This window comes from Photobacterium sp. BZF1 (genome assembly GCF_014349205.1).
In the GTDB taxonomy this organism is placed as follows: domain Bacteria; phylum Pseudomonadota; class Gammaproteobacteria; order Enterobacterales; family Vibrionaceae; genus Photobacterium.
In genome coordinates, this window is the sequence record NZ_JACSOF010000030.1 from 37,174 (window position 1) to 51,526 (window position 14,353).

General features: G+C 43.4%; 14 protein-coding genes and 1 pseudogene. 3 read left to right on the top strand and 12 right to left on the bottom strand.

The window, feature by feature from the left end; translation table 11 throughout:
- Positions 1-52: 52 nt before the first annotated feature.
- From BIZ37_RS08880 to BIZ37_RS08910, 7 genes are all read right to left on the bottom strand, one after another.
- A complete protein-coding gene (locus BIZ37_RS08880; RefSeq protein ID WP_187461184.1) occupies positions 53-664 on the bottom strand; it encodes a hypothetical protein in 612 nt (203 codons plus the stop codon).
- Positions 661-990: a hypothetical protein gene (locus BIZ37_RS08885; protein ID WP_187461185.1), complete on the bottom strand. Its 330-nt coding sequence runs from the start codon at positions 988-990 to the stop codon at positions 661-663. Before BIZ37_RS08885 ends, BIZ37_RS08880 begins: the two co-directional genes overlap by 4 nt.
- Before the next feature lie 89 nt (positions 991-1,079).
- Entirely contained in the window at positions 1,080-1,916 is an 837-nt protein-coding gene (locus tag BIZ37_RS08890) for a DUF4198 domain-containing protein (protein ID WP_187461186.1), read from the bottom strand.
- Positions 1,917-1,945: 29 nt separating this feature from the next.
- The gene (locus tag BIZ37_RS08895) at positions 1,946-2,467 is read right to left on the bottom strand and encodes a DUF2271 domain-containing protein (RefSeq protein ID WP_187461187.1); all 522 of its coding nucleotides are present in this window, start codon (positions 2,465-2,467) and stop codon (positions 1,946-1,948) included.
- 24 nt (positions 2,468-2,491) lie between these two features.
- Positions 2,492-3,121 (bottom strand): PepSY-associated TM helix domain-containing protein, encoded by a 630-nt coding sequence (locus BIZ37_RS08900; protein WP_187461188.1) that lies wholly within the window; start codon positions 3,119-3,121, stop codon positions 2,492-2,494.
- 298 nt (positions 3,122-3,419) lie between these two features.
- Positions 3,420-4,730 (bottom strand): APC family permease, encoded by a 1,311-nt coding sequence (locus tag BIZ37_RS08905; protein WP_187461189.1) that lies wholly within the window; start codon positions 4,728-4,730, stop codon positions 3,420-3,422.
- Between the two features lie 20 nt (positions 4,731-4,750).
- Positions 4,751-5,599 (bottom strand): VOC family protein, encoded by an 849-nt coding sequence (locus BIZ37_RS08910; RefSeq protein WP_187461190.1) that lies wholly within the window; start codon positions 5,597-5,599, stop codon positions 4,751-4,753.
- Between the two features lie 210 nt (positions 5,600-5,809).
- On the opposite strand from BIZ37_RS08910, the gene BIZ37_RS08915 reads away from it, so the two are divergent.
- Both BIZ37_RS08915 and BIZ37_RS08920 read left to right on the top strand, forming a co-directional pair.
- On the top strand, positions 5,810-6,292 hold the full coding sequence (locus BIZ37_RS08915) for a MarR family winged helix-turn-helix transcriptional regulator (protein WP_187461191.1): 483 nt from the start codon (positions 5,810-5,812) through the stop codon (positions 6,290-6,292).
- A 119-nt stretch (positions 6,293-6,411) separates the two neighbouring features.
- Positions 6,412-7,848, top strand: a complete 1,437-nt coding sequence (locus BIZ37_RS08920) for a sugar porter family MFS transporter (RefSeq protein ID WP_255526711.1) — start codon at positions 6,412-6,414, stop codon at positions 7,846-7,848.
- Positions 7,849-7,944: 96 nt separating this feature from the next.
- Here BIZ37_RS08920 and BIZ37_RS08925 read toward each other — a convergent pair whose 3' ends face one another.
- Positions 7,945-8,841 carry a DMT family transporter gene (locus BIZ37_RS08925; protein WP_187461202.1) on the bottom strand — a complete coding sequence of 299 codons (897 nt, stop codon included), beginning with the start codon at positions 8,839-8,841 and terminating at the stop codon, positions 7,945-7,947.
- Between the two features lie 103 nt (positions 8,842-8,944).
- Positions 8,945-9,658 (bottom strand): AraC family transcriptional regulator, encoded by a 714-nt coding sequence (locus BIZ37_RS08930; protein ID WP_187461193.1) that lies wholly within the window; start codon positions 9,656-9,658, stop codon positions 8,945-8,947.
- A gap of 65 nt (positions 9,659-9,723) precedes the next feature.
- On the opposite strand from BIZ37_RS08930, the gene BIZ37_RS08935 reads away from it, so the two are divergent.
- The gene (locus tag BIZ37_RS08935) at positions 9,724-9,915 is read left to right on the top strand and encodes a hypothetical protein (protein WP_187461194.1); all 192 of its coding nucleotides are present in this window, start codon (positions 9,724-9,726) and stop codon (positions 9,913-9,915) included.
- A 74-nt stretch (positions 9,916-9,989) separates the two neighbouring features.
- Here BIZ37_RS08935 and BIZ37_RS08940 read toward each other — a convergent pair whose 3' ends face one another.
- From BIZ37_RS08940 to BIZ37_RS08950, 3 genes and pseudogenes are all read right to left on the bottom strand, one after another.
- Positions 9,990-13,061: an efflux RND transporter permease subunit gene (locus tag BIZ37_RS08940; RefSeq protein WP_187461195.1), complete on the bottom strand. Its 3,072-nt coding sequence runs from the start codon at positions 13,059-13,061 to the stop codon at positions 9,990-9,992.
- 3 nt (positions 13,062-13,064) lie between these two features.
- Positions 13,065-14,144 carry an efflux RND transporter periplasmic adaptor subunit gene (locus BIZ37_RS08945; RefSeq protein WP_187461196.1) on the bottom strand — a complete coding sequence of 360 codons (1,080 nt, stop codon included), beginning with the start codon at positions 14,142-14,144 and terminating at the stop codon, positions 13,065-13,067.
- 2 nt (positions 14,145-14,146) lie between these two features.
- Positions 14,147-14,353 (bottom strand): annotated as a pseudogene (locus tag BIZ37_RS08950) (efflux transporter periplasmic adaptor subunit); the annotation flags it as partial.

The window sequence follows — 14,353 nt, forward strand, 5'->3', positions numbered from 1 at the left end:
AGGTTAGGTGTGTAGTTTTCATTTATTTTCCAAATAGTCAGTGGATTGCTATTTAGTGTGAGTGACGTTGTTTACTGTCTGGGAAAAAGACTTGAGACCAGCCAAGCTTAGCCAATGTAGAAGAGGTAAACGAAGAAGGTGTTTCATAAGCAATGTCAACTGGCGGTGATTTGAACCAGATAATAGGTTCAATCTCAGTACTGATTAGAACAATGGCAGTATTTTCTTGATTTGGGCCTAGCTCCTGCGGCACACCCAAGTAAACGCCATCTGCCACCATTTCCCACTGGTGACGCCCTTTGTGCTGCCAGCTTTTATCCTTGATAAATGGGGGAAGCCAGAGAGACTCAAGCTCATCGACCAAAGGCCACTGCGAACTAGACATGTCATGTTCGGAAGCCTGAGTAATGTCGAGAGCATCGAGGTTATCCTGGAATACATTGCGGATTTCTTCATGTGCTAAACGAAGTTCCGCAAGCATGGCCAATTGTGAAGACGGTATATCGTTGATTGAAACCTGATAACTCTCAATCTTGTCTACCACCTTCCCCGCTTGGTGATAAGGCAAGGTAAAAAAGGCTACCACCAGGATAACGGCAATCGCCAGCGCGACCCATTTACCTTCCGTACCACCATCATCTGCTTTTACCGATTCAGTGATCATTTCTCTTCAATCTCGACAACATCAACTTCAACAGGGCTTTCATGTCCAGCGTCGAAAACCAAATAAAAATCGTCTTCAGGCATTTCGAATTCAGCGATAGAGCGTTTATCAGTGATTGAGCGGGCTATTAAATTATCATCGTAATCGAACATCTCAACCGCATAGTCCACAGCTTCACTACCATCACTGTATCCGGCTTGGCAAACCACCTTCTCTGCTTCCAGCCAGCAACTCATCAGGGGAAAATGGGCATATACACTGCTTGCGTTCAATACGCCGGCCGCAAATACCGAACCTACCAATAGGTTTTTAGTAAATTGATTCATTACTATCTCATCTTGAAAAGAATGGCCCGCCACGGAATACAGGCCATTTGGAATGCTTCATTGAAGTGTGTTCAGGTCAAAAGCCATTTTTATTGCAGTACAGCCTCAAACGTCAGGTGGACATTGACACTGGCACGATCGGCAAGGGCGTTGTTTTCAAGCTCGCCTTTGTAGTTTGCTTTTAGCAACCAACGGCCTGCATGTTCAGGTACGAAACTCACCATCCCTTGTTCATCACTTACCACGTCGATTTGTTCTTGGTGGTTACGGTAAAGTGTCCCTTCTCGGGTGATTTCCGCCGTCACGCCCTGCTGCGGTTCGCCGTTGAAGAAAAACTGAAAGGTGACTTCCTCACCTTCAACGATGTCGGCAGGATGGGTAAGAGGGACAAGTTCAAGGTATTTACCTTCAAGCTCAAATGCTTTCTCTGATGGCTTTCCGACTGTGACGTATGTTTCTGCACGTGTATAGCTCAATTGAGTGACCACATCGCGCGACTTCTTTGGCAGCACTTGATCGCGTTCAGCTTTGTGCGCCTTAACCCACTTCACGGTATCACGACGGCCAGCCTTGTACTGGGTGTAGTAAGAAGGAACATTATTGACGCGGACCTTGTGGGTGCCCTCTTCTTCGAAGTAAAAATCAAAGATAGAGCGGCGTTTCCCCTTAGTGACATAAGACGGATATTGAATTCGACCATCAGGCATGACGATCTGTCCTGTTTCACTGCCTGCTGGCTTGTCGAACACAAACGTGCCATGTGACGCGGTCACGTCAAAGGTAAGCCAATCACCGCCTTCTTTAGAAACGGTAAAATGGGATGGTAGAATCCAACGCGGGTGGGCATTGGCAGTCGCACTGACTGCCATTCCAGCAAGCAAGACGCAAGCAACCGTCGCTGCCTTAAATTGTGAACGTTTAATCATTTTATAATTCTCGAATTATATTGAATCTTTTATTTCACTGAATACTGAATGCGGATATCACCAGTTTCTTCAGTCGGCTTGAGGTGCTGGGTAAAGTCGGCTTCAGCCAGTGTCATTTTCTCTCGCAGATAATTACGACCACCGTGCTCACGAACGACTTCGACATAGAAGGTATATTCACCCTGCTCTACTCGTTTTCCGTTATCATCTAATCCATCCCAAACAAAACGGTATTCTCCGGCAGGCCGAGTTGCCGATGTAACAGCATCAACCAACTCACGATCATAACGACCAACCTTACGCCACCAGCTGCGCAAATCTTTCAGCCATTCGTCTTTACCAACCCACAACTGGACTGTTCTTACTGGTTTACGCTTACTGTCTTCAATCCAAACAGCAACATATGGCCGGGCGTACATGGCGGTATCAATCTTTGGTAATTGAAACTCCACCTCCATTGTTGCCGTTTCAGGGATAGGTTTGGCGATAGCCGTAAATGCAATCGGGAAAGCCAAAGTCAAACTGGCTAGCGATTTAGCAAAAGCATTCATGGGTGTTCCTTGTTAAATTGCCGGTTAAGGCACGGCGAAAATAAAAATAAATAACGTGGTCAGCGAGCCAAGAGCCATCCATTTCATTGAAGTGTTCAATGTTTTCTTTTTCGGTAGCAGCAGGCATACACCGGTAAGCACAAAAAAGACCATCAACAAAGCGGTAATATCAATAAACCACTTCCAGACCTCACCACTGTTTCTTCCTTTGTGCAGGTCATTCAATACAGCGACTATGCCGTAATGGTTTTTTTCGATTTCGGCTTGCTGATTGAGCAAATCAATAAACACTGTTGTGTTGTAGCCAGGGCCTTTGTAATCGAGGGCGATCTCACCCTCGAGCAATTCGCCATCTTCAACCTCGGTAAAGACTTCCATCGCTGAAGGCGTTCCTGAAATAGCAGCATTGGTATCTAGGAACTCAAGCAAAGCCTGCTCATCCGGAACAAAAGCCCTACTGCCACTGTTCATCAAAGAGTTCGGCAGTGCCAAGGTCAACGACTCTACTGTCGGCTGACTCTTTACAAATAATTCAGGGCGATTGAGCGTTATTCCTGTTACCGAAAAAAACAACACAACCAGCAGCAGCGCCATAGACACATAGATATGCAGGCGCCGGGCCCAAAGTTGAACTGCTTTACTTTTCAATAGCATGGTCAATTAAACGTATAGTGACTATCTTATGCTGCACAACATAATTGATAATCGTTTTCATTGGCATGAAATTTACATTGTTTACGAATGTAAAAGGGTGAGGCTGTATTAGGAGGAGTGGGTTCTAAAGAGCAATGAAAGCCTAATAATCAGAGTAACTAGCTTGAATGTAGTTCTCCATAAGGCAAGCTTGTTTCAGCCAAATCTGGCTGAAACAAGCTTAGATGGTCACTGTTGACAGTTTCTAATGAGTATTTAACGCAATTTAAACGCACATATTCTAGTGACGCATTTAATCTTAGTTTTGTGTTGCAGGCTCTAGCGCGATCGACTTCATCTGTTTATTTTTAAAATATACATAAACTACCCCAATCAAAACAGAAGCTGCGATTATTGCTAGGATAGTTGAGCTAAAGCTAGCGAAGCTTTTGAAGATCAATCCAATGAATACTGCATTACAAACTAATGTCAGTGTTACCAATACAAATTTACTTTTGATGTAGAAACGTGATTGCTGCCACTCTTCTGGGTACTTATTTGGCAACCCGAGTAAGGCGAAATTAGGGATAGCAAAAAACAGCAATGCCAGACCTGTTGCGACTCGAACCAATACACCAATATCCATACCAAGAATGATAGGTACTATGCCAATAAGCCAAAAAATGGTTAGCAAAACATATGGGGTGTCGAACCGATTCTTTTTAGCAAGGAACGTTGGGAACCAACCATCCTCGCACCCTTTAATCATTGTGTTGCAATACCACATATATGATGAGTTGATTGTGGTTGCTAGTGCCATTAATGCACCAGCAAAAACAAAGAACAGTACGCCAGCCTCGTTTGCAAAAATGGTTTTCGCGGCATAGGTCATTGGCTTATTGGCAACTTCTTCGTATGGCAACACGCCTGAACCCGCAAGGCCAATAAACGCAAAGAGTATGGTAGCAATTGCGGTGACAGTTAATATCGCTTTCAACAACACCTTCTGTGGTTCTTTAACCATCCCACCAAACTCTAGCAAAACAAGTCCACCTCCCATAGAGAACATCAAAAGTGTTACGGCTGAAATAAATCCATCACTTCCGTTAGGAAAGAGGCGTTCAGCGGTCAATGCATCGGGTTGGAGTTTCATGGTGCCAAGCACAGAGAATGAGACGAGAGCCAAGATCAATACAATGTTTAGCACTTTCTGAATATTTGTCGCTGAGCGAGCACCAAACAGATTAATTGCATAGAAGAGCGTCACTGCGGCCACAGCAACGTATGTCGCATTAAGGCTAGGAAAAATCGAGGTGACATAACTGGCAAATGCAATACCAAAAAATGCCATTATGATCCGGCCAATAAAGAATATCCAAAGGAACATACCTCCAACGAAAGGTGACATTAATTCTTTGGTCACCGTGTATGAAAAGCTTGTTCGAGGAATGGTTAAACCAACTATGAGTGTTGGTATCATCGAGAACATAAATGCTAAACCAGCTACAAGGTATGCGAGTGAAACCCCGGTATCCGTATAGCCAATGCCGTAGCCCGTGACTGTAATTACCCCACCACCGATAATCAGGCCTAGCCCGATAGTGACTAGCTCTTTAAATCCTAAGTGCATAGCAATCCCTTATATATGACTTAAGCTGTTTTGAACTCAAAAAATAAGTTCATCTCTTTGCTAGCGTCGACAAAGATAGCATCATCTGTCTCAATAAAACTGTATCCTGACTTTTCAATATAAGTCCTAGTTAAGGCTAAATCATGTGTTAGAAAAGCAGCTCCAACGTAAGGGCTGCGCTTTTTATCAAGCTGTATGTCTAAGGCATGGTTTACCTGTTCACAGTCAACAACGCGCAGTGACTGAATGCTATTTGCTGTTGTGAACTCACCATCCATATAGTGGCTTAACATGGTTAACTCTTCTGCCTGAGCCACAGAGATGTCGGCGTAGATAGCTTCCATCGCATACACCCCATTGCCATGCTGGTATCTTTTTTCCTGAAAAATGAGTTCAGGCGTGTGGTGCTGCATTACGGCGACCATGCCATTGTTGTCGAGTATTGGCTTCATAAACCGGAACCACTGAAACCTTGCTGTGCCTTTAAGCTCTCCGTGATCAGCTGGACGACTTGAGTTTGTGATTGGCGTACTGACTTCAACTCCATTTCCTAAAAACTTTTCATGCGTTTTGGCAATGTCCTTTGAAACCAAGAGTGACATGTGCATCGCACAATCTGAGTTCAATAGATCTAAAAGGTAGTCTTTACCCGTTGTTTCTATAACCTCAATGTACGAGTTATCAAACATATAGTGAATATTGGTTGGGCAAATGTTCAGTTCATTCAAGCCAACATCGAGTTTCGACGCCTTGCCTGATTTAAAGCCCAGAGCCTCAAACACTTCGGTTGAGATTGATAGCCTCTTGTTCACGATACCAACATGGTCGATTATTACTTGATGATCGTTACTTTTAACCACATTTTTCATTGAAAGTTTTCCGTAGGCAGTATGACAATAGAATTTGAGATGCGAATCTTATAAACTGTTAAGCACCTAAACAGATAGGTTAGCATACCCCTATTAGCCACAAAATATCGAATTATTTATAAATAATTCCTTATTGGCATAATATAGATCTTATTGATCCAAGCCACGACATTGGTGAGGAGTGTTTTTTGTGTAAGGTACTTTTGAACAATGAGTAATAGACAAACTCCACAGGGTAAACGAGAACAACTGTTTCAGCATTTACTGACTCAGTTGATTGATAGTGCCAACCATATACATCGTTATGAGAGCAAACCTCGCCAGTACGGTACTGAAGATGTTCTTTTCATGGTTGAGTGCCATACCCTTGAGGCTATTGGTGATAACCCAAGTATCACCAATACCGAACTCGCTAATTTAATGGGAAAGTCGAAAAGCGCGATTTCACAAACCATCAATAAACTGATAAAAAAACAGCTTCTGATTAAAGTTCCTCACCCAGACAACAATCTCAACCAGTTGTTTGAGCTAACCCAACGAGGAACAATTGTATACAACTACCATCGGGAGTTTGATGTCCAGAACTATCGCGCTATTCAAAATATTTTGGACGGCTTTTCCGATGAAGAGCTAGCAATACATATTAAGGTCCAAGCCTCCATCAACGAGATATTGAAGGCCAACGCTGAGTAATGATTAGACAACTCGCTCTCATAAATTGAAACCTGCTAATATTTGCGCATTTCCTGCAAATATTTGGCTACCGACAAGCCACCTCAATCCATAACAATTTATCTCGACATACCAGTCATTTGGAGACGTTAGTTATGGAAAAACTCAGTGCATCGCAATATGGATTTCTGGTGGCTCTCATCTGTTCTGTCGGAGGGCTTTTATTTGGTTACGATATCGCCGTCATTTCAGGGGCTGTACAATACTTTTCAGCCTACTTCGATTTATCCCCTGCTATGGTCGGTTGGGGAGTTAGCTCTGCCTTAATTGGCTGTATGGCAGGTGCAGGCATCGCTTCATCGCTAAGTGAAAAATATGGCCGTAAAAAGGTTCTTCACTTGAGTGCTATCTTGTTTGCAGTCAGTGCCATTGGCTCCTCCATGCCTGATACCTTTTCGGAACTTGTTATCTATCGAATCGTCGGCGGTTTCGGGATGGGACTATCATCAATGATTGTCCCGGTTTACCTCTCAGAGATTTCCCCTAGTGACAAAAGAGGGTTCTATGGTTCATTTAACCAAGTCATGATCACCTTCGGAATCCTTTGTACCTACTTCGTTAACTATGTCATTGTCTCTGGTCGAGGTTTGGACTGGCTAGTTGAAACCGCTTGGCGGTGGATGTTCTTCGGTGAACTGATCCCTGCAGCAGTATTAGCCATTGCCGCATTTTTTTTACCTGAGTCGCCGCGCTGGCTGGTACAGCAAAAACGTAGTGCTGAAGCCAAAGCTATCCTTGCCAAAGCAAATGGCGATGAAAAGGCCCCCGTCATCTTGAATGAGATAGAAGTGGACATCAGCCGAACCACAACATCGAAGAAAGGCATATATGAAGCGGGGCTTGGAAAAGTATTGTGGATGGCCATTGCCGTAGCGTGTTTAAGCCAAGCAACAGGTATCAATGTTATCATCTACTACACGACGGTTTTACTCAACAGTATTGGCACTGGTGATGGCGGTACAACACTCTGGGGAGATGTCTTCTTCCAAAATGTGTTAATTGGCGTCGTCTGTTTCTCTGCGGCTATTGTCGCGGCAAAGAATGCCGATAAATTAGGCCGCCGACCTATGATGATCTGGGGATCACTCATTGTCGCTGCTACGATTATTTTGGTTGGATTGGCTGTATTAACCAGTAATACGGGTATATGGTTATTGGCCGTCATCATGACGTACCTGTTTGTCTTCGGCTCCACTTGTGGTCCACTTCCCTGGGTGATAGCCGCAGAGATTTGCCCTAACTCTCACCGTAACCGTATCGTGTCGAAATCAACCTTGTTATTCTGGTTTACCAATGTCATTGTCGCCCAGACTTTCCCAATGATGAACGATAGCCCATGGTTACAGGAACACTTCAATGGCAGCTTTCCCTTCTTCATCTATGGCATATTTAGCCTAATGCTGGCTTACATTTGCTACCGTTACTTACCAGAAACAAAAGGGAAAACGGTCGAGGAGATCTATCAAGAGTTCTTACCCGAAACAGCCCAACCCGTATCTAATGAAGTGACACCATAGCAAGATTCAATAGATTCAATGAAAGCATGCTGGGTACATTATCCAGCATGTTAGACACTCAAAGTAATCAGTGGCTGTCAAATGACTCCCAGCCAATCACCCCCTAGCCTGCATCAATAAACAAATCAGAATCAAGCCAATCCCACACCACCCTAGCACTGGGATAGATTCACCGACAATCAGGACTGCCAGGCCTGCCGCGACTACAGGTTCAAAAAGCGTCATTAAAGTTGCGCTGCTAGCTGTTACGAACCTTAGCCCAAAACCATAAGCGATGTATCCGAGTCCCATAGGAATCAATGCCATGTATCCAATGACCATGACATTGGTTGTTGAAGATAGTAGATTATCTCCGGTGATGAGAAGCGTTGGAAGCAGCATTAAGGCGCCAATACCAAAGATACTACCAAGAGCCGCTTGCGACGGAACGCCTTCATCAATCATGGTTTTGGCTACCCATGAGTAAATGGCATAAGACATGCCCGCCACTAGGCCCAATATGATGCCAATGAGCCTCAAATTACTGTCAAAATGTGACGAGCTAGATGATTCCGAAAAGACCAACAGCAAGATGCCAGCAGTCCCAACTAGAAAGCTTGTTAACCATTTTTTGCTGACTGTCTTTTCTTTGCTAAATAGACACTCAAGCATTACCGTAAAGAATGGTGCCGTTGCGATTGATATAACAGTACCAATGGCGACACCGGCAAAACGCATCGAAGAGTAAAAAACTAACGGATAGATCGCTAAAGCAATAGCGCTAACGACAAGTTTTCCCTTATGCCGCGAGATCTGCCTGAAACCACTTCGTAAATGTTTTCGGGCAATAAACGCTTGAAGCAACCCACCGCCCCCCATAGAAAAAGCCCCTATGGCCAATGAGCTAATCTCTGGAGCTAAACTGGCTACCGTTCCTGTTGTCCCCCAAAGGGTCGAAGCAAACAATATGGATATTATGCCCAGATGGTATGGGTTAACGCGGTTGTGCAACATACTAGATTCTGCCAAGTTCAACTGATAACTGGCAGACATCATAGGCCATTAGCCACGGCTTGCTTTTGCTGAAAAGACGTAATAATTGCCTAAACAGACGATATTAACAACGGGCAAACTCTCTTGGTGATATACCAAAGTATGTCGAAAACCGACGGCTAAAAGCCGATAAGTCACTATAGCCTACCCGCTCGGCAATCAAATGGACCGGCAGATCGGTATGAGTCAGTAAGGCCTTGGCTTTCTCCATTCGTTTTTCTGTAATGTACTTAAGCGGACTCATACCAATATTTTCCTTAAACAACTTTTTGAACTGGGTGGGGCTTAGAAAAGACACCTCTGCCAGCGAGTTGATCGTCAACGAATCGGCAAGTTGTTCGTTGATCATTACCTGTACAGCATGAATACGGGGATCTAACGCCTGAGCCAACTCCTGCTGCTTAAGCAGCAAGGCAAAGGTAGTCAACATAGAAGCTTCAACCTCACTATCCACCTGAAATAAGAGCTGCTTATCCACAAAGTGAATGAAACTAAGTAAAGGCGGGGAAACTTGAAAAACAGCCAACTTATCACTGATCAAATGTGATGGAAGCTGATCGAGATCCGCAACGATAAACCGTGCTGCCTCATCGGCATTAAAGCCATGTAAAACGCTTTTAGGGATAACGACACACTCGCCTACAGTCACCCTACCGACAAAGCCGTTCATATCGATATGGATATTGCCTTGGATTGGCAGTACCAATTGATGGTAGCCGGCATGAACATGAGAGTTAAAGCGCTTGGTGTAGGTTCGGATGGATAGGCTATTTTTCATATAAACAGAGAGCGAGTAAAAACAATATCTATACTTATATTAAATCATTTCTAAAGGACATTAGTATGAGTGAAGTTTACCAACAAAAGTACATTGTTGAAGATATTCAAGATATGAAGCATGGCTCTGTTGCTGAATTGATAGAAGTGCCCAACGATATGACCGATCAAATGGGGTTAGGCCAAAGTAGCAAGCTCTTCATTGACCTCACAGAAGTTGGTGCAGTTGAACTCGGCAATAAGCACTTTTTGGAGTGAATTGGTTATCAGTGATTTCAGATAGATACGATGTAATAAGGCTAAATCGAAAAGAGATCTAGCCTTATTAGCTTCTAAAATGTTTTATAGCTGCGGTAAGGTATTCTAAAGAAGATAATATAAATCACAGGCACTATGAGCAGCGTCAAAATGGTAGCAACACCAAGGCCGAACATGATAACTGCTGCCATAGACTCGAAGAAGGCATCGGTTACCAAAGGCAACATACCGAGTATCGTCGTAATTGCAGCCATACACACAGGGCGGACACGGCTCACCGTTGACTCAAATACAGCCTGGAAAGGCTCTTTGCCCTCTGCAATATCGATGTTTATTTGATCTAACAAAACAATGCCATTTTTCAGCAACATGCCAGACAGGCTTAACATCGCAAGAAGCGCCATAAAACCAAAAGGCGTCCCCATCACTAGCAATCCCAGCGTTATACCGATCATTGCCAGTGGCACACTGCACCAAATGACTAATGGCTTACGTATCGAGTTAAATAACATAACGGTAATTAAAAACATCACTGCAAAGCCCATTGGTAGTGATGCGAATAAAGCATTACCTGCATCAGTTGATGACTCGTGCTCACCTCCCCAAGATAATTCATAGCCATGTGGTAGCTCTATCGCTTCTACCTGAGGACGGATCTTTTCAAACAATTCAGATGGCAAGATATCGTATTCAAAGTCGGCATCGGCGAACACGGTCAATGTCCTCTTCCTATCTCGACGTTGAATGATAGGATCTTCAAACTTCACTTCAAAACCACTCACAGCCTGTTGCAATGGCACGTACGTAGCAAGTGCAGGACTCCAAATCCTTAAACTATCGAGAGAATTAATATCAACACGTTCTTCATCAGGAAGACGTGAGATAATTGGTAATAAATGTGTTCCTTCACGATATAAGCCCACTTTCAAACCTGCAAAAGCTTGGTTCAAGGTATTCTCAACATCTGTTTTGGTTATACCTAATCGACGAGCCTGTAACTCGTTAAATTGCGGCTCTATAAACTTCGATCTTTCCCGCCAGTCATGGCGGACGTTGACAGTTCCGGGTGTATTGTTAAGGATGGACATTACCTCAACAGCAATCTCACGTAATTTATCCGGATCTGCCCCTTGGATCCTTGCTTCGATTTTTGCATCGGTTGAAGGCCCGTTTTCTAACCTTTTGAACTTAAATTGTGCCTGTGGAAACTCAGCCTCAATTTGGCGACGGTAGGTTTTCATAACAGGCTCAAGCGTATTAAACTCAGAGGTCCGAATTGCTAATTGCGCATATGCCGCATAACTTTTCTGAGGTTCGTAAGTCAGCATGAATCGCTGAAAGCCCTTACCAACAGAAGAGGATACAAACTCAATATCTTCTATTTTTGTTGCGATATCTTCCATATCTTCAATGGTTGATTGCGTCGCTCGTATATCTGTCCCCTCAGGTAACCACACATCGACCAAAAATATCGGTGTCGTAGAAGACGGGAAAAAAGACTGCTTCACATAGCTAAAACCAACAATTGAAATAGCAAAAGCGATTACCACACACAATATCGCTGCCCATCGAAAACGCATGCATAGATCAAGCAAAGCCTTATAGCCGTTAAAGAATGCACCCTTGTAGGGATCTGCTTGTTCAACATCACCACTTTTATGGGCTTTATCACCAAAAAATAACTTAGCAAAGAAAGGCGTCAACGTAATTGCTGTTACCCATGAAAGAATTAGCGAAAATAGTAATACCCAAAAAAGAGAACCAGCATATTCACCGGTTGAGTCCGGTGAAAGACCAATCGGTGCAAAAGCCGTTACAGCAATAATGGTTGCGCCTAACAGTGGCCACATTGTCTGGCCAACAATGTTTTTAGCCGACTCCAACGTTGTTTGCCCTTTCTGCCTGCCGATCAGTATCCCTTCGACAACGACAATTGCATTATCCACCAGCATACCCAAGGCAATAATAAGTGCACCTAAAGATATTCGCTGTAACTCTATCCCTGCCTGCTTCATCAAAATAAACGTTCCTAAACAGGTCAGAAACAAGATTAATCCAATAAGCACACCACTTTTCACACCCATGAAGATCAGCAGAACAATAATAACGATCACGACTGCAGCGAGAAGGTTCATAACAAAATCTTGAACCGACTTATCGACTTCCAAAGGCTGGTTATACATAACCTCCATATGCATACCTGCAGGGCGAGCATAGTCTATGTCTGCAAGTTTGGCATTCACGGCTTTGCCGACTTCAACGACATTTACCCCATCCGCAAAGGCAAGGCCGAGGTTTATTGCTTGGCTTTGATTGAAAGAAACAAGATGGTTAGGAATATCCTGATATCCACGATGGATAGTCGCCACATCTTTCAAGAAAATTTGCTTATCCTTCGATGCTCCAGGAATAATCAGATCACCCAACTTTTCAACAGAATCAAAAGTCCCTGTTGGTCGCATTTTTAAGTTTTCATTATCAATGCGGATATTACCCGAATCCACAACCATGTTTTGTGAATCTAGTAAGCTAGTAACCAATGAAGGATCGAGCTGGAAAGCGGCAAGTTTATTCAATGACACTTCGATAAAGACTTGCTCATCTTGCTGCCCAGCCAGTGTCACTTTCCCCACTCCAGGGACCAATTCCAGTTCACGTTTAACATAGTCAACATAATCCAAAAGCTCTTGGTAGCTATAACCATCGCCCGTTGCCATCAGCATGACACCGTATACATCACCGAAATCATCATTTACTAGAGGCGTCTGAACACCCGGCGGGAGCTGGTAGACCATATCCCCCACTTTCCGTCTCAGCTCATCCCATATTTGGGGTAATACTTCTGGGCCGTTAGTATCTTTAATACTGACTGTTATCTGAGACATCCCCGATGTACTTACGGAGACTATTTCATCCACATAAGGAAGCGCTTGGATTGCTTTTTCAATCGGGTAAGTCACTTCTTCTTCAACTTCTGTTGCCGTCGCTCCCGGATAGAGCGTTACCACGACAGCATCTTTAATTGTAAAGGGCGGATCCTCAAGTTGCCCCAGACCAAGAAAAGACATGACACCGCCAACAAGCAATATTAAGGTAAACATCCAGCTGATAATGGTATTTTTTACAAAGTAACTTGCGATGTTCATAATCTATCCATTCACCCTTACAACTTTCTGGCCTTCAGTTAAACGTGAGGCACCCTCTGAAATAATCATTTCACCGTCATTCAGACCGGCTTTTATTTTCATCATGCCATCGACAGGCTTACCCAAAAGAACTTCTCGTCGTGAAACAGTTTGACTCTCATCTTGATATACCCAGACACTGGCCGTTTGTTTATCTAATATATTTCCCTCTTGCATTTGAATTGCATTCAAAGGGACTAGGTATTCACTTTGATACGGTTGATTTAACCCTGCGAGTTCTACAGAAACCTTAGCCGGCATACCTTCTAACACGATATGTTCAGGATCGGCATTAACAATCAACGTAGCAATATAACTCTGACTAATTGGATCTTTATTCATCCCTAATTCAAGCACTTTGGCTTCAAATACAGTGTCAGGGTAACCCTCGAAAACCACATTAAATTTTTGCTCACCTTGCATAGCCTGCTCCCGACTTGAGGACGCAACAATGCTATCCGGTACCTGCACATCCACCTCAACGTGATCTGGTTTGTGCAGACTTAAGATTGAAGTACCCGTTAAAATATTTTCAAAATCATCGAGGTACACATCACCAATAACGCCATCGAAAGGTGCCCGTAATTCTGTGTATTTCAAATGTAACTCAGCCATTTTTAGCTCAGCATTAGCCACTAGGTATTCCGCTTTCAATTTGTCATATTCAGCTTTAGACATCATGTTTTTATCTAACATCGTCTTAGCGCGCTGATATTGCTTTAATGATTTAGCATTCCTAGCCCGACGATCATTAACACTGATTTCATAATCTGTTTTATCAAGAACAGCTAAAAGCTCACCTGCTTTTACCTGCTGACCATTAATAACCTTGATAGAGGAAATCTTCCCATCAACTCGAAAAGAAAGTTCAGTCAATTCGTGTGCTTTTGCTATGCCAGTAAATACATGTACATCGCTAGTATTTTGCTTAGGAAGTTCGTATACAACGGCTCTCGTGGCTGTATTCTTAATTTCAACTTCTTCAGTACAGGCCATCAAACTCATACACGATAATAATACTAATGTTAGATATTTCTTTTTCATATTTACAGGCCCCGCTCTTTAATCCACTGTACTGCCGTTTGTCCATCCCTCAGCTCAGACACACCGGCTTCAACAACCCAATCACCGTCACTCAAACCGTCAACCAGTTGGTTATCTTCTATTTTGATTGCGACTTTTGTTAATTTATTGACTTCTTGTTCCCAACGAAAAACATAAGTTTGACCATTTTCGTTTATCAATGCAGATAC